Origin of the sequence: Gordonia westfalica (assembly GCF_900105725.1) — a bacterium.
GTDB lineage: Bacteria > Actinomycetota > Actinomycetes > Mycobacteriales > Mycobacteriaceae > Gordonia > Gordonia westfalica.
Genome location: NZ_FNLM01000036.1, coordinates 65,370 through 90,253 on the forward strand (window position 1 = coordinate 65,370; position 24,884 = coordinate 90,253).

Sequence of the window (24,884 nt, forward strand, 5' to 3'; positions counted from 1 at the left end):
GAGGTGGCCATGGCCACGATCACATACATCACCCACGATGGAGACGACTACGAAGCCGATCTCGTGGAGGGGAAGTCGCTCATGCAGACCGCCGTCGACGAAGCCGTCCCCGGCATCGACGGTGATTGTGGTGGCGAAGCGGCCTGCGGTACGTGTCACGTCATTGTCGACCCGGCGTGGATCAAGACCGTCGGGCGCAGCGGCGAGGGCGAGGAAGAGATGCTGAGCATGCATCCGGAACGGGAAGGAACCTCGCGGCTGTCCTGCCAGATGATCGCGACTGAGGAGTGGGACGGCCTGACTGTTCGCCTCCCGGAATTCCAACTCTGACCCGCAACGACGAAGGAATGCAATCATGAGCATCGCAGCCACCGTCGCCGAGAAGGCGCAATCAATGATCCCGATCGACCTTCAGATCCGGGGGGCGCATGTCTATGACAAGACCCGCCGAATCGTCACAAGGACCGACGGCCAGAAGATCTTCACCGAGACCCCGATCCCGCCGGTGGACGAGGTCGATCTCGCCGAAATCGACCTGAGTAACCCGTTCCTGTATCGCCAGGGTATGTGGCGCTCGTACTTCGAGCGTGTCCGCAACGAGGCGCCGGTGCACTTCCGTTCGGAGAGCCCCTTCGGTCCGTTCTGGTCGGTCACGCGACACGCCGACATCATCGCGGTCGACAAGAATCACGAGGCGTTCTCCGCCGAACCGTTCATCATCATCGGCAGGCCCCCGCGTTTCATGGACATCGCGATGTTCATCGCGATGGATCCGCCCCGGCACGACAAGCAGCGCGCCGCAGTGCAGGGCGTGGTGGCTCCGAAGAACCTTCGTGAGATGGAGGGGCTCATCCGCGCGCGCGTCCGCGAAGTCCTCGACGGCCTCCCACTCAACGAGCCGTTTGACTGGGTCCAGACTGTGTCGATCGAACTCACTGCACGCATGCTCGCGACGCTACTTGACTTCCCTTACGACAAGCGGCACAAGCTGGTCGAATGGTCCGACCTCGCGACCTCGATGGAGCAGGCCAACGGCGGCCCCTCGGACAACGACAGGGTCTTCCGTGAGATGGTCGCGATGGCGCAAGGCCTGAGTTCGCTGTGGCGGGACAAGGCGGCACGTACCGTGGCCGGCGAAGAGCCTGGCTTCGACCTCATCACCATGCTGCAAAGCAACGAGGACACCAAGAACCTCCTCGACGATCGCCCCATGGAGTTCCTCGGTAACCTCGTGCTGCTGATCGTCGGCGGCAATGACACGACCCGCAACTCCATGAGCGGCGGAGTGCTGGCCCTCAACGAATACCCCGAGCAGTTCGAGAAGCTCAAGGCCAACCCCGACCTCATCCCCAACGCGGTGTCGGAGATCATCCGCTGGCAGACCCCTCTTGCTTACATGCGCAGGGTCGCCAAGAAGGACGTCATGCTCGGCGGCCAGTTCATCCGCAAGGGTGACAAGGTGGTGATGTGGTACGCCTCGGGCAACCGAGACGAGCGCGTCTTCGAGCGTCCAGACGAGCTCATCATCGACCGGGCCAACGCCCGCAACCACATCGCGTTCGGTTTCGGTGTACACCGCTGCATGGGCAACCGGCTCGCCGAGCTCCAGCTACGCATCCTGTGGGAGGAGCTCCTCCCTCGCTTCGACAACATCGAGGTGGTGGGTGAGCCGGAGTACGTGCAATCGAACTTTGTCCGTGGGATCAGCAAGATGATGGTTCGCCTGACCCCCAAGGGGGAAATGTGACGGCTGATCAGGTCGTCATCCTCGGCGCGAGCCACGCCGGCGTCCAACTCGCGGGCGCTCTCCGAAAGGAGAAATGGGCCGGGGATGTCTTGCTGATCGGCGACGAGGGCAGGCTCCCCTACCAGCGTCCACCGCTGTCCAAGGCATACCTGGCAGGTGCATCACAGCTTGATGACTGCGCGATCCGCGGACGTCAGTTCTACGACAAGCAGCGGATCGAGCTCGTGGACGGAACGGCGACGGCGATCAACCGTTCCGCGCACACCGTCACCCTCAACAGTGGAGACGTGGTGTCTTACGCCACGCTGGCACTGTGCACCGGCGCGCGCGCCCGCGCGCTGACCGTTCCGGGCGCCGAGTTGACGGGCGTCCACTACTTGCGCACCGCCACCGACGTCGAGGCCATCCGTGCCGCGGTGGTGCCAGGTTGCCGGGCCGTCATCGTCGGCGGCGGCTATATCGGCCTGGAGACGGCCGCCTCACTTCGAGCTCAGGGTGTGGACGTCACTGTTCTCGAGGCTGCGGAACGCGTGCTCGAGCGGGTGACCGCGCCGGTGGTCTCGAGGTTTTTCGACCGTACCCACCGGACCGAGGGTGTCGATGTTCGCACCAGCGCGTTGGTCGAGGGTTTTCGCGGGGAGGGGCGAGTCGAAGAGGTGGTGCTCGCCGACGGTGAGACCCTGGCCGCGGACCTCGTCATCGTCGGTGTCGGCATCATTCCCAACACGGATCTCGCGGTCGCCGCGGGCCTCGAGGTTGACGACGGAGTCATCGTCGACGACCATGCACGCACCAGCGACCCCGACATCGTCGCCGCCGGCGACTGCGTCAACCAACGGATCGCACGGTACGACAGGCGCGTCCGCCTCGAATGTGTGGCGGCCGCCACCGAGCAGGCCAAGGTCGCGGCAGCGACCATCTGCGGCAACGAAGCCGGTCTCACCGCGCTGCCTTGGTTCTGGTCCGATCAATACGATCTGAAGCTGCAGATCGCCGGGCTCAACACCGGGTACGACGAGGTACTGGTCAGCGGTGACCCTGACCACGACCGTGACTTCACCTGTTACTACTTCAACGACGGCGAGCTGATCGCCGCGGACTGCGTCAACAGACCCAAGGATTTCATGAACGCGAAGCGTACGATCGCACAGCGTTCGTCGCTCGACAGGTCCGAACTGATCGGAGCCACACCATGACCACATCACCCGCGGCAGCGGAAAGGCCGGCGGCGGCGCTCACAGCATCGACCTTCCTCGACATCCATCACGCGACCGTGCAGGCCTTCACCCAAGACGCGGTCGGCGACGCGGACACCGATCGCGAGAAGGCGCGGCGCCTCTTCGCCGCAGTCCGAGACCAGATCCGTTACGACCCCTACACCGTCTCTGACAAGCCCGATCATTACCGGGCCAGCCATGTCATCGAGTCCGGACGTGGGTACTGCGTACCCAAAGCGGTCGTACTGACAGCCGCGTTCCGCGCGGCAAACATACCGGCCCGGCTCGGCTTCGCTGATGTACGCAATCATCTGCAGACCGACGCGCTGCGCGAACTCATGGGAACCGACGTCTTCGTATATCACGGATACAGCCACGTCTACATCGAGGGGCGCTGGTTGAAAGCTACACCCGCGTTCAACATTGAATTGTGCACTCGATTCGGGGTCCCACCTATCGACTTCACCGGCGATCGCGACGCGTTGTTTCACGCGCACGCGGCGGACGGCTCCGCGCACATGGAGTACGTGCACGAACGCGGCGTCTACAACGACTTGCCCCTCGAGGAAATCCTGGCGGGCCTGCGGCATGCCTACGGCCCTCTGATCTTCTCGGGACGGCCAGCTCCGTCCGACGCATTCCGCGCATAGTGTGCGCTCCGGCGGGCTACCGCCGCAGGTTACTGCCCGCTCGAACACCCGTGCCACCACCTGTCGGCCAGATCCCGTCGCACAGTGTCCACCACCACTAGGGAGACCATGACAATGTCCGAGTCATTGCTCGACACCTATCCACACCGAATGGGCGGCCATTGCGGCTCCAGCGCGATGCGCGACTTGATGGAGTGGTCGGGACTAGGCTTCGACGGGCCACCGAACGAGGGTCTGGTGTTCGCTCTGGGCGGAGCACTCTCGCTCACGTATGTTCGCACCGACGCCCTCGTGCCGCCGTTGTATCTGGTAGGACGTGGTCCTGACTTCGAGATGGACCTCCCCCGCCGTCTCGGCGCTACGGTGGAGGTCCGGTCCACCGACGATCCCCAGCTAGGGTGGGATCTCGTCCGCGACGAACTCGACCGCGGCCGGCCCGCGCTCGTGTGGGCCGAAATTGCTGAATTGCCCTACCTGCGCGTTCAGTTGCGCATGAGTCGCCACGATATCGTCATAGTGGGCTACGACAGCGACGCAGAAATCGCTTACGTCGCAGACAACGATCGCGTCGAAATTCAACAGGTTCCCTTCGACGCGCTGGCGCGAGCCCGACGCTCGATGACCTTCCCCGAGCCGACCCGACATACGCTCTTCCGCATTGACTGGCCCGAGGCGCTACCGTCAATCGCCGTCGTGGCTGCGGAGGCGTTCGCGCAATCTGCGGCATGCATGCGCGCGCCCGCAGGATCCACGATCGCCGGCCCTGTCGAACACTCGGGGACACACGGAATAGACGCAGCCCTAGCACTATCCTCTGACGTGGTGCTCTGGCATGAGCTGCCCTCCGACGTGCTCGAAGTCCACCTATTCAGTCTTGGTGCATTCATCGAGAAGGCAGGTACGGGTGGTGGCCTGTTCCGACGACTACTCGCGTGTGGCTGCGACGAGATCGCCCGACTGACCGGCGATGCTGCAACCAGCGACCTTGCCAGAGATGCTCACCGAGCGGCTGCAGCATGGACATCAGTCGCTCAGGCGGCCGTACACAAGGGCTCGACCGCTGCTACCCGGCTCGACCACGTCATCGAGGCCGCGGCGGTTCTAACTGACACTGAGTCGAGCCTTGCCACCTCACTGGACTCCGCCGCCAGATCCCTAAGGTCCGCCGTTTAGAAGAACTGCCAGCACCGCATCGGTGAGTGGCTGGCCCTAGCCCGGCCCTTTCGCATCTGGATCGACTGAGGTGGGTCGCTACCGGAGTCCGACGGGGTGAACCACGAGATCGTGGGCATCAGTTCCTACGAGTTGATTCGGTCCTACTGGTCGCGCCAGACCTGGGGCCTGACTGGCTCGCCGGCTTCATCACCGGGGGCGACGTGATGACACTAGATCAGGTGGTAGACGACGAGTCGTTCGACCCGCCCATCCGACACTTGGACAAGTGCTCCTCGCGATAAGGAACACAGTTGTGATCAAATACTGAGGGCGGAGACTGGGGCGGCACCGTCTCTCGCGAGCGGGATCAGTCTAGTCCGAGGCGAGTGGCGAACGCGGGGTCGCCGAAGGGTCTGTCTCTGCGGAAGCGAACGCCCACTGTGGCCGCAGCGCCGTCAATGATCCCCCACGACGTCTGATAAAGGTGCGCGGAGAACAGGTCCTTGCTCATTCCATTGAGCCGACCGTGATCGATCCACCATTGGGTAGCTGATAGGCCCGCCCCCAAGATGGAGGCCACTACGACGGCGACGAGGGACTCGTCGGCACCGACCGATTGGAGGCTACGGGCGAACTCGTCGGAAATAATATCCATTGCCGATCTCAGCTGATCCGCGGCCCCTCCCTCGCCGGACTCAGAATACTGAAACATGTGGTTCGTCATGAGGAAGCGGACGACCGCCGGATGCTCGTCGACCAATGACACGTATGCGGAGATCGCTGACCGGAAGAGCTCGTCGACGGAGTCCTGCTGTCCGGAGAGCAGAGTTGACTGTGCGGACTCCCACATCATCGAACCCAAACGTGCTGCCACAGCGGAATAGAGCCCAGCTCGGTCACCGAAATGGCGATAAAGCTTCGGCTTCGACGCCCCTGCCTCTTCCGCGAAGTCGTCCATGCTCACAGCGTCGCCAAACTTCTCGATCGCGCGTATTGCCGCGTCGACGAGTTCAGCCTTCACGATAGCGCGGTGGTCGTCCCAACGCGTGCTTCGTGCATCGCGCACACGACGTTGCACTTTCACCGGGGCTGCGGAGATTCGACGGACTACAGACATGACCCACCACGCTACCAGGATGGTTGACCGTCGCCCCAATAAGCACGTGGCGCACGCATGCAGTCGGCAGAGACATGGGTCGAAACGAGCTTCAAGCGGATCTGTCTAACCTGGCCACAGCTGAATTGAAGTCTTCAACGGCCTCTAGGTTGGACATGTGACCGACCTTGTCGAGAAGAGTGAATTCAAATAGAACGCCCTGCCGACCCAGTCGCGCTGCGAGATCCACCGAATGGGCCGCCGGGGTCAGTCTGTCGGCATCGCCCACGATGACCGCCGCCGGCACTGTCAGCGAGTCAACACCCCTGCTGACGTCGATTGTCGCCAAAACCGCACCCCACATCCCCCGCACCTGTGGTGGGCATCGCAACACGATGTCGGCGCACTCATCGATTACCTCGACAGTCGCGCCCGGGCCCAGGGTTCCGTAACGAATCAGGCGGCGAGACAAACGCGTGTCCTGCATCTCGGGTCCCGCGACCGCAAGACTAGCCGCGAAGGCCCGTTCAAGTCTCGGTCGTAGCTGGCGGGGAACTTTGAGTAACGTTGACCGATCCACCAACTGTGATGGCCCGGTGCTTGCCAGTACTACTCCGCGGGCCAGCTCCGACACCGAGGCTGGGTACTCAGCTGCCCAGCTCATGATGGACATACCTCCCATGCTGTGTCCGACCACGACAGCCTTGTCGGTGGGAGTGGCTACCGCCCGAACTACGGACTCCAAGTCATCGGCCAGAAGTCTCGCCGAGAACGGTACCCGGCCCCGGTCGCTCCACCCGTGTCCGCGTTGGTCGTAGACCACTACCCTATGCGTCGCCGCGAACTGTTCGATCTGTGGCCGCCAGAAACGCCCCTGACAGGCCCAGCCGTGACTAAAGACTAGAAGTGGAGCATCCCGGCCCGAGCCGAATTCCTGGGCGAACAACCTGGTTCCGTCGGAGGAGAGGACCTCGAGGTGCCGCGATCCTCGCGACTCGCTCGCTATCTCAGAGGTCATCAAAGCTCACCGTGACTGCATCCGTCAGCGGAAGTGCCTGACACGCAAGCCGTTCACCGTCGGCAATGTCATCTTCAACGAGGATGTGGTTTTGTGCCATTTCTACATCACCCTCAACCAGCTTGCATACGCACGCGCTGCAGGCCCCTTCTCGGCAGGAGTACGGGGCATTGTGACCTTGGGCCAATAGCACGTCGAGCAACGGAGTGTTGCGCGGCCACTCAGTCGTGATGGACTGCCCATTCAGATAGACCGTGGCGGTCGCCACACCATCGTCGTCACTGAGCTGACGCATCGTGGCTGTCTCGAATGGATCTCCGGTCAGTGACTGAAAGACTTCTCGATGTACCGAGGCGTGCTCAACACCGCAGGCCTCCGCCGACTTCTGAACCAGATCCATGAACGGCGCCGGACCACAGGTGTAGATCTGTGCACCGCGGTGCTCACGTATGGCGGATTCGACATCCTCAGGTGCCGGAATCCCCATAGCCGACTCCAACCAGTGGAAGACCGTGAAACGCTCGGGGAACTCGGAGGCGATCTGCGCCAGTTGGCCCTCGTACATGATCGACTCGGCATCGCGATTCGCGTAGAACAGTGTGACTTCGCCCCCGCCGCACACAAGCGCCGACTTAATCAGCGACAAGACCGGAGTGATCCCACTTCCTCCTGCAAAGAATAGAAAATCGACGTCGAGATTCTTAGCCGTGAAGTGCCCCGACGGCGGGAGGACGGTCAACTCCATTCCCGTCATCGCGTTGTCGCACAGCCAGTTCGATGCGTAACCGTTCTCCGTCCGCTTGATCCCGATCTCGAGACGGAAGTCCTCGACGTGAGGCGAGCTGCTCAACGAGTAGCATCGTGCGACATGACCGGTCCGATCAGATGGGATCTTCACGGTGATGAATTGCCCTGGGACATGCTTGAACTCCTCGACCATGGCATCGGGGATCTCGAACGAAATGGTGACGGAGTCTTTCGTTTCCTGGGTCACTTCTGAGACGCGCAAGGTGCGTGAGCGGGCTGCGGCAGCCGGACGTGCATCGGGTTCGACGGTCACTTGAGGATCCCCTGTCTACGTGCGACCGCGTAACCCGCCCGTGTCAGTGGCGCCGCGATGTCCTGGTAGCGGGGACCGATCACCCGTGCCACGAAGTCGAAACCGCGGGCGTCCGCACCGATCAACACTCGTGCCTTCTTCTTGTCCATACCTTTGAGGATTGTCGCCGCTGCTTTATCCGGGGTGCTTCGTGCGATCCTGTCGAACAGCGAGGCGACAGTCGCGGTGTCTGCCCCCATGGCGGAAACGCCTCGGGCATTGTTGACGATGTTGGTTTTTACACCCCCCGGGTGCACACATGTCACTGTGACCGGGTATCGACTGATTTTCATCTCCTGTCGGAGCGCCTCGGTGAAGCCTCTGACGCCGAATTTCGCGGCATTGTATGCGCTCTGGCTGGGGATTCCGATCAAGCCGAAGACGCTCGACGTGTTAATGAGATGTCCGTCCCCGGACGCGATCAGGTGAGGCAGAAACGCCTTCGACCCGTTAACGACTCCGCCAAAGTTGATGCCCATGAGCCAGTCGAAGTCTTCCCAGGTCATGTCGACCACGTCGACGCCCAAGGCCACGCCGGCGTTATTGAACACCATGTCGACGTGGCCCGACTCTGACCGCACTCCGTCGGCATAGTCCTGAAACGCACTGCGGTCCGCAACGTCTAGTACGGCGGCGGTTACCGTCGCCGCATACGTGGTGCGGCAAAGTTCTGCAGTCTCCTTCAAGTGCATCTCATCAATGTCGGACAGTGCCAGTGCGGCACCTCGCTCCGCCAACTGGAGTGCCAGAGACCGACCGATCCCTGACGCGGCACCGGTGATCACTGCCACCTTGCCTGTGTAATCATGCCGGTCAGAATTGCTCACTGTCGTCTCACCATTTCTACGAATCGTGTCTCTCCGTGCGTTCGGGCTCAGGCGATGTCGTACTCGGCGGGGTCGAAATCTTTTGTGGCGCGCCAGTACTGCCATGTGAAGCCCGGCCACACGGTCCGGTTGACGCCCTGCGAGTCGAGATACCAACTCGTGCAGCCGCCGTTGGTCCACACTCCCTTGGCCAGCTTCCGCTGGATGTCGGTGTTGAACTGTTCTTGCACGGACGGGCGTACGTCAACCTTCTCAGCGCCTCGGCTTTCTACTGTGTCGATGGCCTTCATGATGTATTTGATCTGTTGCTCGATCATGAACACCACTGAGTTGTGGCCGAGGCCCGTGTTGGGTCCGAGGAGGAAAAACAGGTTGGGAAAACCCTTGGTCGTGATGCCCAGGTGCGTGTTAATCCCCGTCTGATGCCAGTGGGACGGGAGATCCTCGCCAGTGGCACCTTTCAGGGCGAGCTGATCGAAACCATCAGTCACGTGAAAACCGGTCGCATAAATAATTACGTCGATGAGGTGCTCGACGCCGTCTGAGGTGATGATGGAATCAGCGGTGACCCTCTCAATCCGATCGCTGATGACGGTGGTGTTGGGCGCCGCAAGTGCAGGGTAATAGTCGTTTGACCCCAGAATTCGCTTACAGCCGATGCGATATGACGGGGTCAGTTTCTTGCGTAGTGCCGGATCAGAGATGGAGCGTTCAATGTTCCACCGAGCGACCCGTTCGATTGGCCGCATAAGGTTGGAGTGACCGTTGAGGCCGAAGGCTAGGCTCTCCGCACCCCAGTACACCGACCACCTGGCGATACGACGTGCAATCGGGAGTCTGCTCAGAAGAGTCCGCAGGGCCGGCGGAACGGTGAAATTCTTGCGGGGTAGGACCCAGGCAGGGGTTCGCTGGAAGACCTTGAGGGACATGGCCTCCTTCTGTACGAACGGCACAAACTGGATAGCGCTGGCACCAGTGCCGATCACGGCGACACGCTTGCCCTCCAGATCCACCGAATGATCCCACTGTGCGGAGTGAAACGCTTCGCCTTTAAAGTCCTCAATCCCCGAAATTTCGGGAAAATTGGGGATATGCAGCGCACCGACTCCTGAAACTACGAACTGAGCAATGTACTCACGTCCGGACTCAGTACGCAGGTGCCACCGCGACTCTGACTCGCTCCAGTATCCGGAAACCAACTTCTGACCGAAATGAATCTTTTGTGTCACGCCGCGCTTGTCCGCGACGTCTTGTAGATACCGCTCAATTTCTGGTTGTGACGACCACACCTTCGACCAGCTACCTCGACTTTCGAATGAGTACGAGTACATCAGCGACGGGACGTCACATGCACAGCCCGGATAGGTATTGTCGCGCCAGGTTCCACCGACGGAGCTTGCCTTCTCCAGGATTAGAAAGTCGCTGTACCCGCGACGTCTTAGCTGTGCGGCCATCCCGAGACCAGAGAACCCGCTTCCGATGATCAGAATCTTGGTCGAAATCGGGTCGTCGGTTGAGTCGGTTTTGGCGGCGGCGCGCGAGGCGCGCCGGGTAGTTGAAGATGCCATGTTTATGCTTTCTCCCTCGTGGGTTCGTTGGCACAACACATCACCTGCGCACAGTGGCAGCGGGTGATCTGTTGAGGCGGAAGTGATCGCGAAGCCATCGAGAATGCTCCGCACAGGTCTAACTGATGTCGACCGTGACGGCTCGGCCGCGTGAACGGAGATCAGCGGAGATCGTCGGGAAGGCTCCGCGTCGCGCGCCACATGGCCATTGTGAACTTGCCTTCCAGCATTCCCGCCTCATGGAAGAACCGAATCATGGGCTCCGACATGAACTGCAGGTTGGTCCGATAGTTTGGGCTGGTTTGTTGTGCCCATACGCCACGCCAGCGGCTAATTCCCACTGCGGGGTACACTTTCGGATTAATGAGCAGCGGGTACGCCAGGTTCGCGATGACGGCAAGCACCCCTCGGTGCCAAGCGCGCGTCGCCTTACGTCGACGCTGCATGCCTTCGATCATCTCCAGTCGCGCAAAGGTAATGTGACGGGCTTCCTCGAGGACATGGATCTTCATGAGCTGGCGAAGCTGAGGCTGCATACTGGGGTCGTTCATCGCCTCGCGCTGGGCGCGGTCCAGGATTTCCTCGATCAGCAGCGTGGCTCCGGACACCGACGGTCCGAGCGGGACGAAATGCAGGATCTTTGCGAAGCTCAAGAAGCCCTTAGGGAGCTTGTAAGGGGGCACGCCTGTTTTGTTAATGAGGCGCGCGAACATAGTGGAATGGCGGGACTCATCGCCGATTTCTGTTAGCGCGTATAGGGACTTCTGATCGGTTAGGGCCCCCTTTGCCGACATGCGCAGGAGCGCCGAACTCAAGAGGTTCTCTGCGTAGATGCCGAAACTGAGGATGCTTACGATCTCGTGGCGTCCCAGCTCGCGACGCTGCTCCTCGGTCATCTTGTTCCATAGTTTGGTGCCGTATAGCGACACCCGGTGCTCTGGCAGAAAGTACTTGCCTTCCTCCCAGGGCGACTCCCAGTCGATGTCGATCTCCGCGTCGTAGAACTTCTCCGCGGAAGACCGCAACAGACGACCTGCAGATCGTTCCATGTCGACGGGCTTGCGCCCGTTCACCCGGGCCATGCCCTCCTGTGAAAAGTCGGGCTTGATATGGGCATCCTGCACGGTCATGTCTTCTCCTCGGTCGTTCAAGGCTGGGAGTCGGGGCCTGGCGCCCAGTACCCATTACTCGCAGTATCTGGTACTGCTAGTATCCACGAACCGCGTTATTTGTCAACGCTCAATGCGAAGAAGGTAGGGCTGCATGTCTGACGACCATGACCTCGACTACTCCGGCGAAGGAACCCTGGTGTGCCGTGGGACGGAGATCCATGTCGAAGCGAAAATAAGAGGTTATTTCCAGCCGCTGAACGGCTTATACACCTGGTATGGCCGGATTCAGAAGAATGATGAGCTCGACGGGCTCCTGAAAGGCGCCCGCGCGATCGCTGTATTTACGACCGCTGAGGGGCGGGCGGAGTGTGTCGTCGGGGATCCCGACTTCTGGGGCCGATACCGCATCTCAGGTAAGAGCACCCCCCATACCACCTGCCCACCACTCTCGAGGAGGTCGAAGACATGGCCGAGCACCACCACAAGTGACAATCATCCACCGCACGGACGTTCGCCAGACGGATCCGAACGATTGGGTCGCCCACTTCAGGTCGAGAGGATATTGCACATGGTGAGTTCGTCTCCCATTCGAACCCGCTCGTCGAGAGGGGGCGAGAAACTCGGCGAATACAGTCCGACCCTTGAGCGGGTTGCATGGTTTACCCTCCGCCGCAAAGGGATTGTGACGCTGGTTTGGCTCGGTGCCGCTATCGGCTTAGGCCTTCTCTTTCCTCAACTGGAGTCAGTGGTACGGGAACAATCTGTGGATCCGATCCCGGCCGGAGTCCCGTCTTTTCAGACCTTGGACCGTATGGGCGCCTCTTTCGACGAGCGCGGCGCCAAGACCACCGTATTCGTTGTGATGGAGAACAGTGCAGGCCTGTCCGACAACACCCGCGATCGATACCACGTGCTTGTCGACACCCTGCGGGCGGACGACAAGCACGTCATCGCCGTCCGAGACCTGCTGAGCGATCCCCTCACTGCGAGTCAGGCTCTCAGCAAAGACAAGCAAGCCTGGTATCTGCCCGTGGGAGTGACCGGCACACTCGGGGGACCCGATACCGCGGAGGCGGTCGCAGCGGTACGCGACACCGCGGAGAGAATCTTTCGCGACACTGAGACGAGAGTCCGTGTGACAGGCCCACCCGCGACCTTTAGCGACCAACTCGCCGTGGGCGAGTCGGATCTGGTCCTGATCACTGTCGCCACCGTGCTGCTGATCGCCGTGATCCTCCTCGTCGTCTACCGTTCGGTGTTCACCGCGCTGATGCCGCTGCTTGTCGTGGGCATGAGTTTGGCCGTGGGTCGCGGAGTTCTATCTGGACTAGGCGAGCTGGGCATGCCGGTATCCCAGTTCACCTCGATGTTCATGACCGTCATCATCTTCGGTGCCGGAGTTGACTATTCGGTGTTCCTCATCAGCCGCTATCATGAGGGTATTCGAGCAGGCAACTCTCCTGATGCCGCTATTGCCCACGCGAATGCAACTATCGGCCGCGTGGTTCTCGCATCGGCGGGCACTGTGGCCCTAGCCTTCCTGGCTATGGCCTTCGCCAAGCTCAGTGTGTTCAACACTTTGGGGCCGGCCTGCGCAATCGCCATAGCATTCGCATTCTTGGCGACGGTGACATTGTTGCCCCCCGTGCTCTCCTTCGCTGCCAAGAGAGGGGCCGGCCTTCCCCGCCGTGACCTGACGCGGGATTACTGGAGAAGAGTCGGAGTCATGGTTATCCGGCGGCCGGTCCCTCTGCTCGCGATCAGTGTAGTCGCGTTGATTGGCCTCGCCCTGGTCGCCGCAACAATCCAGATCACCTACGACGATCGAGAGGGGCAGCCAACTGACACAGGGAGCAACGAAGGCTACGCGCTGCTCAACCGCCACTTTCCGAAAGACATCATTATCTCGGAATTCTTGGTGGTGGAGTCCGAGAACGACATGCGCACGGCTCAAGGCCTTGCCGACCTCGACCAGTTGGCATCCCGCGTCGCGCAGATTCCCGGCGTGACCAGGGTCATTGGCGTGACGCGGCCAACCGGTGAGAAGCTGCAGCAGGCGCAATTGTCTTGGCAGAACGATCAGATCGGTACCAAGATCACCGAGGAGACCGGAGATGTACAGGCCCGCAAGGGTGATCTGGCCGTCCTGAAGACCGGATCAGAGCAGCTCGCCGGAGGCCTGGCACTGCTAGAAGACCAGATCTCATCCAATCTCGCTCCGCTGTCGGGGTTGCTAGACGAGGTGTCGTCATTTGGCCCACAACTCGATGAGTACCGGCCGTTGGTGAACCAACTCGCGAGCGCCGCCCCAACGCTTCGACAGTTCTCCCAGCGAGCGCCTGAGCTGTCTCAACTCGCACGTCGGGCCCAGTCTGCGGCAGACGCGGTCGCGCCAGCGTTGTCCGCATTGGAAGCTCCGTGGTGTCAGCAGATCGCGCAGTGCTCGGCACTGCGCGCGCAAACGGCCGACATCCGGGCACTCGCGGATGATCAGTCGCTCGCGAGGGTGGCTAACTTTGCCGCGCAACTCGGCCGCGTGAGTGCGCCAGGCTCTACCGACATGGCACAGCTGCAGCGTTCTCTTCAAACGCTGAATTCTGCACTACAGACCATCGGTGGACAGGACCTCGGGAACAGGGTCTCGCAACTCGAGTCCGGCGTCGGCGCACTCGCCGACGGCGCACGTCAGTTGTCGAACGGAGTCGGGGCTTTGGTGGACAGCAACGTTCAGCTACTCGGTGGACTAGCACAGGTCGCCGCACAGCTTCGGGCTCCCGCCCGCGAGATCGGCGATTCTGATTCGGCAACCGGCTTCTATCTCCCCGCGGATGCGTTCAAGGACCAGCAGTTCAGTCAGGCCGCTCGACAGTTCATCTCGCCCGACGGGAAAACCGTGCGCTATGCGGTACAGACCTCCTACGACCCATACTCTGCCGATGCAATGACGCTGGCGAACGAGCTGTCTAGCGTCGCCGAGAACGCGATGCCGAACACCACTCTGGAGGGCGGACGTGCTTCGGTCGCGGGCTTTCCTGCGATCAATGCCGACGTCCAGCGGTTGTTGTCGTACGATTTCAAACTGCTTGGCATAGCCACACTTCTCATCGTGGGTCTGATCCTGATGCTGTTGTTGCGGGCCGTCGTTGCACCGGTCTATCTCCTTGCAACCGTCGTCTTGAACTATATGGCGGCTCTTGGTATCGGTGTGCTCGTACTTCAACACATCCTCGGTGCCGGGATCGCCTGGCCAGCTCCACTGGTGTCGTTCATCGTCTTGGTGGCGGTGGGCGCTGACTACAACATGCTGCTGGTCTCACGCCTGAGAGAGGAGACGAGAGCGAGCGTGCGGGTCGGAGTAATGCGTACCGTCGCCTACACCGGTTCGGTGATCACCTCGGCCGGGTTGATCTTCGCAGCCAGCATGTTCGGGCTGATGGTCGGCTCCATCGATGTGATGGTGCAAATCGGGTTCATCATCGGTGTCGGTTTGCTGCTCGACACGTTCCTGGTGCGGACCTTAGTAGTCCCGGCACTAGCGGTGCTGCTGGGCACTGCAAGCTGGTGGCCGGGTGACATCGACCGCTTCCGGCGCGCCCCGGGACCATCGCAAAAGACACGCGGACGGACCCATGGGGATCTGACAAGCGTCGGTCCCTGAACTTCCCGACCATCCCGTCAACAGGTAAGGATCGGCATAGGGCATGACGCGGCACGGTCGCTCGTGATAGACGAATTGCGTCCGTACAACGCTAGACGGTATGGGTGACTCCACGGCGATGTGTTGGGGGTTGCGGGCCGGAGCCTCACGCACAGGGACTGAACGACCCGAGGTTTTGTGCCGCCTCCATTGTGGGCTGGTCCTCGGGCCGAGGCCAGAGTAGTGGAGCGTTTCGAACTCGGTCGGGGGATCTGGCCGATACTCGAGTGCAGCCTGCTGTTGTTGTACCAGTCGACCCAACCAGCGGCCGCGAACTCGACGTCGGAGACGGTCTTGTACGGGCTGGAGTGGAAGATCGTGGTCCCGCTGTACGCCGGCGGCATGACGTTGCGCGATATCCAACACCATTTGGCCGCCACGATCGGCACCGATCTCTCGCACGAGACGATCTCCAAGATCTGCGACGAGGTCCTCGACGCGGTCGACGAATGGCAGAACCGGCCGCTGGAGCCGTTGTGTCCCGTCATCTACCTCGACGCGCTGGTGGTGAACGTCAAAGACAGTTCTCATGCTCGAAACAAGCACGCCCACATCGCTATTGGCGTCGACATGGCCGGCGTCAAGCATGTGCTGGGAATCTGGATACAGGCCGAATGGCAGGTCCCCGATAACCGGTCCAGTCGGTCCTAGAGCGAGTTCTTACTTGCGGTCGGTCAGTCGATCTCGCAGCCCACGGGGTGGTGCTGGTGGGTGCATCGGGCAGCGTACTCGGCCGGGGTCTTGTAGCCCAGCGCTGAGTGGCGGTGTCGGTGGTTGTGGTCGTCTTTGAAGTCTTCGATGACCACGCGGGCCTCCAACAGGGTGGGCCAGCAGTTGCGGTTCAAACACTCGTCGCGCAACCGGTTGTTGAACGACTCGATGAACCCGTTGTTCCACGGCGTGCCAGGCGGAATGTAGGAGATCCCCACCGACCCTGCACAGAACGTCTGGAGGGCCTCAGAGATGAACTCAGGGCCGTTGTCCATGCGCAGCACCTTCGGTGGGCCACCCCAGATCGCGAAGGTCTTCTTCAACTCCTCGATCAACCGGTCGGCGGCGATCGAGCGATCCACAATGTTGAGCAGCGACATCCGGGTGTGTTCATCGACCATGGACGCGATCTTGATCTTGTGTCCGTCGACAGTGGAGTCGAACTGAAAGTCCAATGCCCACACCACTTTCGGTGCGTCCGCGGTGACAATCGGCATCGACGCCTGGCCGGCCCGTTTACGCCGCGGCGCCCGGCGCACCTGCAATCCTTCTTCCTTCCACAGCCGGTGGACCTTCTTCTTGTTCACGGTGTCGCCTTCGTCGAAACGTAGCCAGGCCCACGCCCGACGGAACCCGTGGCGTGGGTTCTGACGGGCGTAGGTTCGTAGCTGCTGGCGCAGGCCAGCATCCGGGTCAGCCGGGGTGTGCGCTTGCGGCAGTTGACGATACGCTGAACGAGCAAGCCCAACAACCTTGCACGCCTTGCGTTCTGACATGTTCATCACGTCTTTGAGCATGTCGATGGCGGCGCGTTTGGCGGTTGGGCTCAGAATTTTCCCTTGGCGATCTCCCGTAGCGCGTCCTTCTCCAACTCGGCATCGGCGAGCAGCCGCTTGAGCCGGCCGTTCTGCTCGCGCAGCTCCTTGAGCTCCTTGGCCGCGTCACCGTCCATGCCGCCGTACTGGCGGCGCCAGTTGTACAACGTCGCTGCCGACACCTCGAGGTCGGCGGCGATCTCCTCGCCGGTCTTGCCCTGCGCCGCCAACTCGTCAGCCCGGCGCAACTTGCGCACAATGTCCTCTGCCGAGTGGCGCTTGCGTCCTGCCATGATCCTCATCGTCCCTTCTCTGCCCTCAACAGGGCAATCAGGACTCTAAAACAGACCGGACCGGTTCACGGGGGACACGCCACCGCCGTACTGGGCCAGCCAGCGATGCCACGTGGACTCCGCGACTTCGAGGTGCCGGCACACCTCGTCGAGTTCCTGACCAGCGGCGAGGAGCATATTGCCCTCGGCGAGCTTGCGGATGATCTGCTCCGGCGTGTGCCGGCGGCGCTTGTTCGATGTCATGACGTCGTTGATTCTTCCTGCTCGAACAATCGAGCAACAGAGTCCCACAACGACTGGACCACCCAGGAGGGCTCACCTCACAAGCTAAGCGCTCGGTTCACGGGGAGGGCGGTAAGGCGCTGCGAATGGGTTAGATACGTCTCGCCCTCAGGGTTGATGCAGCCTTGCTGTATCGGGTAACACCAGATGCAGGCGCGGTTACGGTATTCTAGTCGGCTTGAAGGAATCGAGTAATCAGGTCTGTGGCGGCGTCCGGGTCTCCGTGGTTCTGAAAGTGACTTAAGTCAACTTTCACGAACACGGCGTTCGCGGTGAAATACGCTTTCTTGCCTACTGTGCCGACCGCTTTGATGGAGAGTGCCCGAGCGGTGTTATCGACGACCGTGGCGACGAGGTGCACGGGTGTGTGCAGTGGCACTGGGTGTCGGTACTCGACGGTGAGTGTTCGAGTGACTGCAGGTGTGCGGGCGATCCACAGGGTGAATCCCATGATGTCGTCGCAGGCTGCTGAGATGGCACCGCCATGGGCTAGGCCGGGTGCTCCTGATTGGCGTTCGTCGAAGGTTAGATCAGCGTAGACGTGGTCGTCATGCCTGTATACCTCGAGCTGGAGTCCGCTGGGGTTGTCGCTGCCACATCCCATACATGATGGCGAGTGCGCTGGTAGCCGCTGATCGAAGCCCATTGGGTGGTCCTCTCTGCGGTCCTCGTTCGGTGTTCGAGCACTCGCAGTTTCGTTCTGTTACCGACGGTATCGTTTGTGCTGTTGGTCTGGAGCGGGAAGTGGGCAAGGGTGGAGATCGCCGATATCGATGATGTGGACCCGAGGCGGGTTCGCTCGCGGGCGCGGTTGTTGGATGCTGCCGCGACCCTGCTCAGCAGCGGTGGGGTCGAAGCGGTCACCGTGGAGGCTGTAACCCGGCTATCTCGCGTAGCCCGCACCACGCTGTATCGACATTTTGAGAGCACCACGGACCTGGTGGCAGCAGCCTTCGAGCGGTTGTTGCCTCAGGTGGACAACCCTGAAACCTCGCAATCGATTCGCGATGACCTGGTCACATTGATGCAACGCCAGGCTGCTCTCATCGAACAGGCTCCGTTGCAGTTGACCACACTGGCTTGGTTGGCAATGGTTCCCAAGCAACCTGGCGAAGAACCAAACGCATTGGGGCCGTTGCGGATGCGCGTAGTCAACCAGTACCGAGAACCCTTTGATCGAGTGTTGACAAGTAGCGCGGCCGCCGCTGAACTCGACGATCCGGACTTGACCATGGCGATCACTCAGCTGGCAGGCCCTCTGGTCTTCGCCAAGCTCACCGGGATTCGCGCGATGGATGTCGCTGATCTCGAGCGCCTCGTCGATGACTTTCTTGCGGCGCACAGGCGGCGCCCGCCTACATAGCCTCACCGCCTTCCACTTTTACGCTACAACTTGTAGCGTAGCGCTACCGATGGTTCCACTGTGGGCCAGATGAGTTGGTGAGGTACTGCGTATGGTGGTCCATCGTCCCGATGACAAGCGCTTGGCAAGGCGGCCGTTGGTCGAGCGCAGCGAGTACAGCTCCACGTTGGGACGAATCGCGCGGTTCACTTTGACGCACAAGTCCCTGGTCATCGGGGTGTGGATAGCTGTCGGGGTGGTGTTGGCGGTGCTGTTTCCTCAGTTGGAGACGGTGGTGCGGCAGCAATCGGTAGATCCGATCCCTGCAGGGGTTCCGTCCTTTCAAGCTCTTGATCAAATGGGTGGCGCATTCGGGGAAAAGGGCGCTAAGACCACTGTCTTCGTGACCATGGAGAACCCGAATGGGCTTACAGAGGTCACGCGAGAGCGATACGACGCGTTGGTCCTACAGCTCCGTGAAAATTTTGACGATGTGCAATCGGTTCGTGACTTGCTGTCGGATCCGATCACTGCCCGCCAGGCGTTGAGTGAGGATGGCAAGGCCTGGTATCTGCCCGTCGGGGTCTCGGGGACCCTGGGCGGTCCGGCGGCGACTCATGCGGTGGAAACCGTCCGCGAAACCGCACGCCGGGTGTTTGAAGATACTGGTACCGCGGTTCATGTCACCGGACCCGCAGCCACCTTCAGTGATCAGATCGTGAGTGCCGAGAGCGACCTGGTCGTGATCACTTTGGCCACAGTCGCGCTGATCGCCCTGATCTTGCTGGTGGTGTACCGATCGCTGTTCACAGCACTGGTGCCGTTGCTGGTGATTGGTGTCAGCCTTGGGGTGGGCCGCGGCGTCTTGTCCGCACTAGGTGAGCTCGGAATGCCGGTGTCTCAGTTCACCGTCGCATTCATGACGGTCATTCTGCTCGGGGCCGGGGTGGACTACTCAGTCTTTTTCATCAGCCGCTATCACGAGCGGTTGCGCCAAGGCGCGCCTACCGCGGATGCTCTTGTGGACGCTACAGCGACGATCGGACGGGTCATCTTGGCCTCGGCGGCGACGGTGGCACTGGCATTCCTGGCTATGGCGTTCGGCGAACTGAGCGTCTTTTCCACCTTGGGTCCGGCCTGCGCGATCGCGATCCTCATCGGGTTCCTCGCCACTGTCACCTTGCTGCCGCCGGTGCTGCAGTGGGCAGCCCGCTTCGGTTGGGGCAACCCCCGACGAGACCTCACGCGCAAGTACTGGAATCGCGTGGCGGTGCTTGTCGTCCGCCGCCCAGTCCCCCTTCTCGCTATAACGATGGTGGGGCTGATCGTGCTGAGCACGATCGCGATGGGTATCCACATCACCTATGACGACCGCCAGGGCCAACCCGCGACGACCGACAGCAACCAGGGATATGCGCTGCTTGACCGCCATTTCCCCACAGATGTGACGGTTGCTGAGTTTCTTGTGGTGGATGCGCCGATCGACCTACGCACCGCCAGCGGACTTGCCGACCTCGAGCAGATGGCTTCGCGGGTATCCCAAATTCCCGGGGTGACTCGCGTCATCGGCGTCACCCGCCCCACCGGCGACAAACTCGAACAGGCCGAGCTGTCGTGGCAGAACGGTCAGATCGGGGACCAGGTGGCAGGCGCCGTCGCAGACGGCCAGCAACGAAAAGGCGACCTCGAGCAGTTGCGCTCCGGTGCCAACCAGCTCGCCGACGGGCTGGCCCAACTCGACACCCAGCTACGCCTCAACCTGACGCCACTCGCCGGTATCCTCACCCAAGCAAGCACCGCCGGTCAACAAATCCAGCAGTACCAACCACTCCTGCGCCAGCTCGCCGCGTCCGCGCCCGCACTCGACCGCGCCTCACAGAACGCCCCACAACTTGCCGCCCTGACCCGCCAAACATCCGCGGCGCTGACAACAGTGACCTCAATCCTACCCCTCCTCGACTCAGCGCCCTGGTGCGCCCAAGTCCCCCAGTGCGCAACCCTGCGCGCACAGATTCGCGACCTCAACGCCACACTAGGGAGTGGACTGCTCGACCAGATCACCACCCTGTCAACACAACTCGCACAACTAGACACACCCCTCACGACGGTCACCGACCAACTCACCGCAACCGTCAACTCCCTCAACTCCACCCTGAGCACCATCAACAACCAAGACCTGCCCGCTAAGATCACTCAACTCCAAACTGGCGTGAGTCAGCTCGCCGCAGGATCACGACAACTCGCCGACGGCGTGTCCGCGCTGATCGACAGCAACCTTCAGCAACTAGCCGGGATGGCCACCCTAGCCACGCAACTCCAAACCTCCGCCCGCGAAACCGCCGGAACAGACTCCGCGACCGGCTTCTACCTGCCACCTCAAGCCAACGCAGACCGCCGCTTTGTCGATGTCGCTCGCCAATTCGTCTCGCCCGACGGCCATACCGTGCGCTACGCAATACAAACCAGCTTCGACCCCTACAGCACCGAAGCCATACAACTGACCAACACCATCACCGATGTTGCAAACGCCGCCAGACCGAACACCACCCTGGAGGACTCCCACATCGCAATCGCCGGATTCCCCGCCATCAACGCCGACCTGCAACGCCTACTCGCCGACGACTTTCAACTCCTGGCACTGGCAACCCTCATCATCGTCGGCCTGATCCTAATCCTTCTCCTCCGAGCACTCATCGCACCGCTGTATCTCCTAGGAACCGTCGTCCTCAACTACACCGCGGCACTGGGCATCGGCGTCCTAATCTTCCAACACATCCTCAAAACCGAGATCGCCTGGCCTGTACCGCTATTGGCTTTCATAGTCCTCGTCGCCGTCGGCGCAGACTACAACATGCTGCTCATCTCTCGCCTACGCGAGGAATCCCAGAACAACATACGAATCGGCGTTCTACGAACCGTCACCAACACCGGATCGGTCATCACCTCGGCCGGCCTCATCTTCGCTGCCAGCATGTTCGGCCTCATGGCTGGCTCGATCTCCATCATGACCCAAGTTGGACTGATCATCGGTATCGGACTACTGCTCGACACCTTTATAGTGCGCACCATCGTCGTGCCGGCCATCGCGACACTACTAGGCAAAACCAGCTGGTGGCCGAACAACGAAACCGTTTAACGTACTCCTGGTTTAGTTCCCCAGTATCCGCGCGGGACTGTCGCTAGGGACTGCTGCACGGATAGGTGACATCTGATCTGGCTTGCCTTCGGGCGGTCGGGAAGGATGTAGCTGTGCCCAAGCCGTACCCCCAGGAGCTCCGAGACGATGCGATCCGGGTGGCTCGTGATCGTGGAGAAGGCGTCACGATCGAGCAGGTCGCCAACGACTTCGGTGTGCACCCGATGACGCTGCACAAGTGGATGCGACGCGCGAATATTGATGGGGGCCGCAGCCCTGGCGTGACCTCGACCGAGTCCGCTGAACTGCGCGAGGCCCGTAAGCGGATCCGCCTGCTTGAGCAGGAGAACGAGGTGCTGCGTCGAGCGGCGGCGTATCTATCGCAGGCGAACCTGCCGGGAAAAGGCTGTACCCGCTCGTGAAAGAGCTCGCCGCCGACGGGATTGCCGTCGCGTGTCGTGTCGGGTACTTCAGCTCTCGCGCCAGCCCTACTACCGGTGGCTGGCCAGCCCGGTCACCAATGCCAAGCTGGCCGCGGCGTATCGGGCGAATGCCCTGTTCGATGCCCACCGCGAGGACCCGGAATTCGGCTACCGATTCCTCGCCGGGGAAGCCGCCACCGTGGGTGAGTCGATGGCCGAGCGGACCGCGTGGCGGATCTGCCGCGACAACGCCTGGTGGTCGGTGTTCGGCAAGAAGCGAGGTCGTAACGGCCGACGACCGGGACCACCAGTCCACGATGATCTGGTCCAGCGCGACTTCACCGCCGAGGAGCCACATCGGTTGTGGCTCACTGGTATCACCGAACACCACACCCGTGAGGGCAAGCTCTATCTGTGTGCAATCAAGGACGTGCACTCCGGGCGGATCGTCGGCTACAGCATCGATTCCCGGATGAAAGTCCCGACTGGCCGTGGCAGCGTTGCACAGCGCGCTGGCCCGTCGTGGTGAGGTGGCCGGCTGCATCGTTCACTCGGATCGAGGGTCACAGCTCCGGTCGCGGAAATTCCTACACGCCTTGAATACTCACGGTCCAACGGGGTCGATGGGCAAGGTCGGGGCGTGAGGGGACAACGCAGCTATGGAGATCTTCTTCGCGCTCCTGCAACGCAACGTGCTCGACCGTCAACGCTGGGACACCCGTGAACAGCTACGGATCGCAATCGTCACCTGGATCGAACGGACCTACCACCGCCGGCGCCGGCCACCACATCGGCCGAGAATCAGACCCGGCGGCTGATGCGACTGGCCGGGGTCCGCGGAGTGCAGCGGGCAGCGAAGGCTTTCACCACCCGTCCCGACCCGACCACGGCCAGACCTACCGACCGAGTTCAGCGACAGTTTCGTGCCGATCGACCCAACCAGCTACGGGTCGTCCCAGCTATGGGTCGTCGACATCACCTGCGTGCGAACCTGGCAGGGCTTCGCCTACACCGAATTTGTCACCGATGCCTGCACCCGCGTGATCGTCGGTTGGCATGTTGCGGCTACCATACGGACCGAGCTGATCAGGCAGCGTCGGCCTTGGCGCACCGTCGAGCAGGTGGGGCTTGCCACCTGCGAATGGGTCTGGTGGTACAACCAACAGCGTCTACACGAAGCGCTCGACTATCAACCACCCACAGAGTTCGAGGCCGCCCTCAACGGCGCCTCAGCTATCTGAATCACCCCAGGTTTGATACCGCTTCCTTCTGAGTCAGGAAGGATGAGCACATGCCTAAGAAAATCGACCCGGAGGTCCGTTCGAGGGCCTTGCGGTTGCTGGAGACCCACGGCGGCGAGTACACGTCGTTGACTGCCGCGGCCGAAGCGATCGCCAAGCAGGTCGGTGTCGGCGGGGAGACGGTACGTCGATGGGCCGTACAAGCCCAGATCGATGCCGGCGCCCGCTCCGGGACCACTACGAAGGAGTCCGCCGAGATCAAGCGCCTCAAGGCCGAGAACAAGCAGTTACGAGAAGACGTTGCCATTCTGAAAGCAGCGACAACTTTCTTCGCGGGGGAACTCGACCCCCGCAACCGATGATCGTGGCGTTCATAGATCAAATGCGCGCCAACGGGTTTGCGGTCGAGTCGATCTGCCGGGTCCTGCGTGGGCAGGGCTGCCAGATTGCCGCACGAACCTACCGGGCATGGCGATCACGCACGCCTGCCGCACGGACGGTCTCTGATGCCCACGTCGTCGATGCGGTGCGCACTGTCGTCTGGCGCACCGGTGACGACGGCCGGCGGAAGATGACTCCCGAGGGCCTCTACGGGCGGGTGAAGATGCGCGCCCATCTGCATCGCACAACTCTGCCTGGGGTGTCCTATGGCGCCGTTGATCGAGCGATGAAAGTGTTAGGCCACCAAGGAATTCGACGGTCGAAGGGAGTCCGAACGACCGTCAGATCCGCTGATGGTGTCCGCGCGGAGGATCTGTTGAACCGACAGTTCAGTGCTGCCGAACCGAACCGGGTTTGGGTGACCGATTTCACCTACTGCCGGACCTGGGCTGGGTGGGTGTATGTGGTGTTCATCATCGACGTGTTCTCCCGTCGAATCGTGGCATGGCATGCCTCGACATCGAAGTCGGTGGAGTTGGTGACAGTCCCGCTTCGGATGGCACTGTGGCAGCGCAATCGGGAAGGGCATCCGGTGAAAGCTGCTGAGCTTATTCATCATTCGGATGCCGGAAGTCAGTACACATCGGTTACACTGACTGAGCGTCTGCGACTCGAAGACATCGCAGCGTCGATCGGATCGGTCGGGGACGCCTACGACAACGCGCTGGCCGAGTCGGTGAACGGCTTGTACAAGACCGAGTGCATCCGGACCACGATCTTCCACTCCGGCCCGTACCGGACGATCTCCGACGTCGAGTTCGCGACCGCTGGTTGGGTCGACTGGTACAACAACAGCAGGTTGCACTCGAGTATTGGCCAGATTCCCCCGACCGAGTTCGAAACGCTCCACTACGCTGGCCTCGGCCCCGAGGACCAGCCCACATTGGAGGCGGCACAAAACCTAGGGTGATTCAATCTGCGAGTCGGCCGCCCCGGCCCTCGCAACCACATAGGAACTAAACCTGGGGTACTTCATGGTCTTGCGTCGACCAAATGAACCCCCAATACATATCGC

At 61.5% G+C, this 24,884-nt stretch carries 19 protein-coding genes, 3 pseudogenes and 1 other annotated feature; of the genes and pseudogenes, 12 read left to right on the top strand and 10 right to left on the bottom strand.

What is annotated here, in order from left to right; genetic code table 11:
• The first annotated feature begins 9 nt into the window (after positions 1 to 9).
• The 5 genes from BLU62_RS26595 to BLU62_RS26615 all read left to right on the top strand — a co-directional run bounded on the left by BLU62_RS26595 (position 10) and on the right by BLU62_RS26615 (position 4,787).
• Positions 10 to 330 carry a 2Fe-2S iron-sulfur cluster-binding protein gene (locus BLU62_RS26595; RefSeq protein ID WP_005195134.1) on the top strand — a complete coding sequence of 107 codons (321 nt, stop codon included), beginning with the start codon at positions 10 to 12 and terminating at the stop codon, positions 328 to 330.
• A 25-nt stretch (positions 331 to 355) separates the two neighbouring features.
• Complete coding sequence (locus tag BLU62_RS26600; RefSeq protein WP_005195133.1) at positions 356 to 1,747, top strand: cytochrome P450; 1,392 nt, start codon at positions 356 to 358, stop codon at positions 1,745 to 1,747.
• The gene (locus BLU62_RS26605) at positions 1,744 to 2,943 is read left to right on the top strand and encodes an NAD(P)/FAD-dependent oxidoreductase (RefSeq protein ID WP_005195132.1); all 1,200 of its coding nucleotides are present in this window, start codon (positions 1,744 to 1,746) and stop codon (positions 2,941 to 2,943) included. The genes BLU62_RS26600 and BLU62_RS26605 overlap by 4 nt, the downstream gene beginning before the upstream one ends.
• On the top strand, positions 2,940 to 3,614 hold the full coding sequence (locus BLU62_RS26610) for a transglutaminase-like domain-containing protein (RefSeq protein WP_005195131.1): 675 nt from the start codon (positions 2,940 to 2,942) through the stop codon (positions 3,612 to 3,614). Before BLU62_RS26605 ends, BLU62_RS26610 begins: the two co-directional genes overlap by 4 nt.
• Before the next feature lie 114 nt (positions 3,615 to 3,728).
• Positions 3,729 to 4,787 (top strand): BtrH N-terminal domain-containing protein, encoded by a 1,059-nt coding sequence (locus BLU62_RS26615; RefSeq protein ID WP_370530226.1) that lies wholly within the window; start codon positions 3,729 to 3,731, stop codon positions 4,785 to 4,787.
• Positions 4,788 to 5,136: 349 nt separating this feature from the next.
• Here the strand turns inward: BLU62_RS26615 and BLU62_RS26620 are convergent, their stop codons facing one another.
• The 6 genes from BLU62_RS26620 to BLU62_RS26645 form a co-directional block, all read right to left on the bottom strand.
• The gene (locus tag BLU62_RS26620; protein ID WP_026919816.1) at positions 5,137 to 5,886 is read right to left on the bottom strand and encodes a TetR/AcrR family transcriptional regulator; all 750 of its coding nucleotides are present in this window, start codon (positions 5,884 to 5,886) and stop codon (positions 5,137 to 5,139) included.
• A 91-nt stretch (positions 5,887 to 5,977) separates the two neighbouring features.
• Entirely contained in the window at positions 5,978 to 6,883 is a 906-nt protein-coding gene (locus BLU62_RS26625) for an alpha/beta fold hydrolase (protein WP_006369630.1), read from the bottom strand.
• Complete coding sequence (locus tag BLU62_RS26630) at positions 6,873 to 7,943, bottom strand: ferredoxin--NADP reductase (RefSeq protein WP_005195189.1); 1,071 nt, start codon at positions 7,941 to 7,943, stop codon at positions 6,873 to 6,875. The genes BLU62_RS26625 and BLU62_RS26630 overlap by 11 nt, the downstream gene beginning before the upstream one ends.
• Entirely contained in the window at positions 7,940 to 8,809 is an 870-nt protein-coding gene (locus BLU62_RS26635; RefSeq protein ID WP_006369629.1) for an SDR family NAD(P)-dependent oxidoreductase, read from the bottom strand. Before BLU62_RS26635 ends, BLU62_RS26630 begins: the two co-directional genes overlap by 4 nt.
• A gap of 47 nt (positions 8,810 to 8,856) precedes the next feature.
• A complete protein-coding gene (locus tag BLU62_RS26640; protein WP_005195187.1) occupies positions 8,857 to 10,377 on the bottom strand; it encodes a flavin-containing monooxygenase in 1,521 nt (506 codons plus the stop codon).
• A gap of 161 nt (positions 10,378 to 10,538) precedes the next feature.
• The gene (locus tag BLU62_RS26645; RefSeq protein WP_005195186.1) at positions 10,539 to 11,507 is read right to left on the bottom strand and encodes an AurF N-oxygenase family protein; all 969 of its coding nucleotides are present in this window, start codon (positions 11,505 to 11,507) and stop codon (positions 10,539 to 10,541) included.
• 133 nt (positions 11,508 to 11,640) lie between these two features.
• Here BLU62_RS26645 and BLU62_RS26655 point away from each other — a divergent pair, with 133 nt between their 5' ends.
• A complete protein-coding gene (locus tag BLU62_RS26655; RefSeq protein WP_244278411.1) occupies positions 11,641 to 15,147 on the top strand; it encodes an MMPL family transporter in 3,507 nt (1,168 codons plus the stop codon).
• Positions 15,148 to 15,339: 192 nt separating this feature from the next.
• Here the strand turns inward: BLU62_RS26655 and BLU62_RS35005 are convergent.
• Positions 15,340 to 15,509, bottom strand: a pseudogene (locus tag BLU62_RS35005) (integrase core domain-containing protein); the annotation flags it as partial.
• Between BLU62_RS35005 and BLU62_RS26660 the strand changes: the two are divergent.
• Positions 15,502 to 15,795, top strand: a pseudogene (locus tag BLU62_RS26660) (transposase); the annotation flags it as partial. The pseudogenes BLU62_RS35005 and BLU62_RS26660 sit on opposite strands and share 8 nt — an antisense overlap.
• 65 nt (positions 15,796 to 15,860) lie before the next feature.
• On the opposite strand, the gene BLU62_RS26665 reads toward BLU62_RS26660, so the two are convergent.
• The 3 genes from BLU62_RS26665 to BLU62_RS26680 form a co-directional block, all read right to left on the bottom strand.
• Positions 15,861 to 17,005, bottom strand: a protein-coding gene (locus BLU62_RS26665; protein ID WP_099047926.1) for an IS3 family transposase whose coding sequence is annotated in 2 segments (ribosomal slippage) — positions 15,861 to 16,738 and positions 16,738 to 17,005 — 1,146 coding nt in all. Because the reading frame shifts where the segments join, the coding sequence is not laid out codon by codon here.
• A 45-nt stretch (positions 17,006 to 17,050) separates the two neighbouring features.
• Entirely contained in the window at positions 17,051 to 17,248 is a 198-nt protein-coding gene (locus tag BLU62_RS26675; protein WP_084811946.1) for a transposase, read from the bottom strand.
• 208 nt (positions 17,249 to 17,456) lie between these two features.
• Positions 17,457 to 17,933, bottom strand: coding sequence for a PaaI family thioesterase (locus BLU62_RS26680; RefSeq protein WP_005194688.1), 477 nt, complete (start codon positions 17,931 to 17,933; stop codon positions 17,457 to 17,459).
• 108 nt (positions 17,934 to 18,041) lie between these two features.
• Here BLU62_RS26680 and BLU62_RS26685 point away from each other — a divergent pair, with 108 nt between their 5' ends.
• From BLU62_RS26685 to BLU62_RS26720, 5 genes and pseudogenes are all read left to right on the top strand, one after another.
• Positions 18,042 to 18,650, top strand: coding sequence for a TetR/AcrR family transcriptional regulator (locus BLU62_RS26685; RefSeq protein WP_005194691.1), 609 nt, complete (start codon positions 18,042 to 18,044; stop codon positions 18,648 to 18,650).
• Positions 18,651 to 18,741: 91 nt separating this feature from the next.
• Entirely contained in the window at positions 18,742 to 21,765 is a 3,024-nt protein-coding gene (locus BLU62_RS26690) for an MMPL/RND family transporter (protein ID WP_005194693.1), read from the top strand.
• A 113-nt stretch (positions 21,766 to 21,878) separates the two neighbouring features.
• Positions 21,879 to 23,005: pseudogene (locus tag BLU62_RS34095) on the top strand (IS3 family transposase).
• Between the two features lie 105 nt (positions 23,006 to 23,110).
• Positions 23,111 to 23,428: an integrase core domain-containing protein gene (locus tag BLU62_RS26710; RefSeq protein ID WP_084811947.1), complete on the top strand. Its 318-nt coding sequence runs from the start codon at positions 23,111 to 23,113 to the stop codon at positions 23,426 to 23,428.
• Between the two features lie 50 nt (positions 23,429 to 23,478).
• A protein-coding gene (locus BLU62_RS26720; protein ID WP_099047828.1) for an IS3 family transposase occupies positions 23,479 to 24,779 on the top strand; the annotation gives its coding sequence in 2 pieces (ribosomal slippage) (positions 23,479 to 23,752 and positions 23,752 to 24,779; 1,302 coding nt in all).
• Positions 23,751 to 23,882: a sequence feature (AL1L pseudoknot), on the top strand. Its footprint overlaps the gene before it by 132 nt.
• Positions 24,780 to 24,884 lie beyond the last annotated feature (105 nt).

What these genes read in the sequence shown, in the direction of transcription:
- BLU62_RS26600 (WP_005195133.1), top strand. Translation starts at nt 356, where the DNA reads ATGAGCATCGCAGCCACCGTCGCCGAGAAGGCGCAATCAATGATCCCG.
- BLU62_RS26625 (WP_006369630.1), bottom strand. Translation starts at nt 6,883, where the DNA reads ATGACCTCTGAGATAGCGAGCGAGTCGCGAGGATCGCGGCACCTCGAG.
- BLU62_RS26675 (WP_084811946.1), bottom strand. Translation starts at nt 17,248, where the DNA reads ATGACATCGAACAAGCGCCGCCGGCACACGCCGGAGCAGATCATCCGC.
- BLU62_RS26615 (WP_370530226.1), top strand. Translation starts at nt 3,729, where the DNA reads ATGTCCGAGTCATTGCTCGACACCTATCCACACCGAATGGGCGGCCAT.
- BLU62_RS26610 (WP_005195131.1), top strand. Translation starts at nt 2,940, where the DNA reads ATGACCACATCACCCGCGGCAGCGGAAAGGCCGGCGGCGGCGCTCACA.
- BLU62_RS26620 (WP_026919816.1), bottom strand. Translation starts at nt 5,886, where the DNA reads ATGTCTGTAGTCCGTCGAATCTCCGCAGCCCCGGTGAAAGTGCAACGT.
- BLU62_RS26655 (WP_244278411.1), top strand. Translation starts at nt 11,641, where the DNA reads ATGTCTGACGACCATGACCTCGACTACTCCGGCGAAGGAACCCTGGTG.
- BLU62_RS26690 (WP_005194693.1), top strand. Translation starts at nt 18,742, where the DNA reads ATGGTGGTCCATCGTCCCGATGACAAGCGCTTGGCAAGGCGGCCGTTG.
- BLU62_RS26645 (WP_005195186.1), bottom strand. Translation starts at nt 11,507, where the DNA reads ATGACCGTGCAGGATGCCCATATCAAGCCCGACTTTTCACAGGAGGGC.
- BLU62_RS26680 (WP_005194688.1), bottom strand. Translation starts at nt 17,933, where the DNA reads ATGGGCTTCGATCAGCGGCTACCAGCGCACTCGCCATCATGTATGGGA.
- BLU62_RS26640 (WP_005195187.1), bottom strand. Translation starts at nt 10,377, where the DNA reads ATGGCATCTTCAACTACCCGGCGCGCCTCGCGCGCCGCCGCCAAAACC.
- BLU62_RS26595 (WP_005195134.1), top strand. Translation starts at nt 10, where the DNA reads ATGGCCACGATCACATACATCACCCACGATGGAGACGACTACGAAGCC.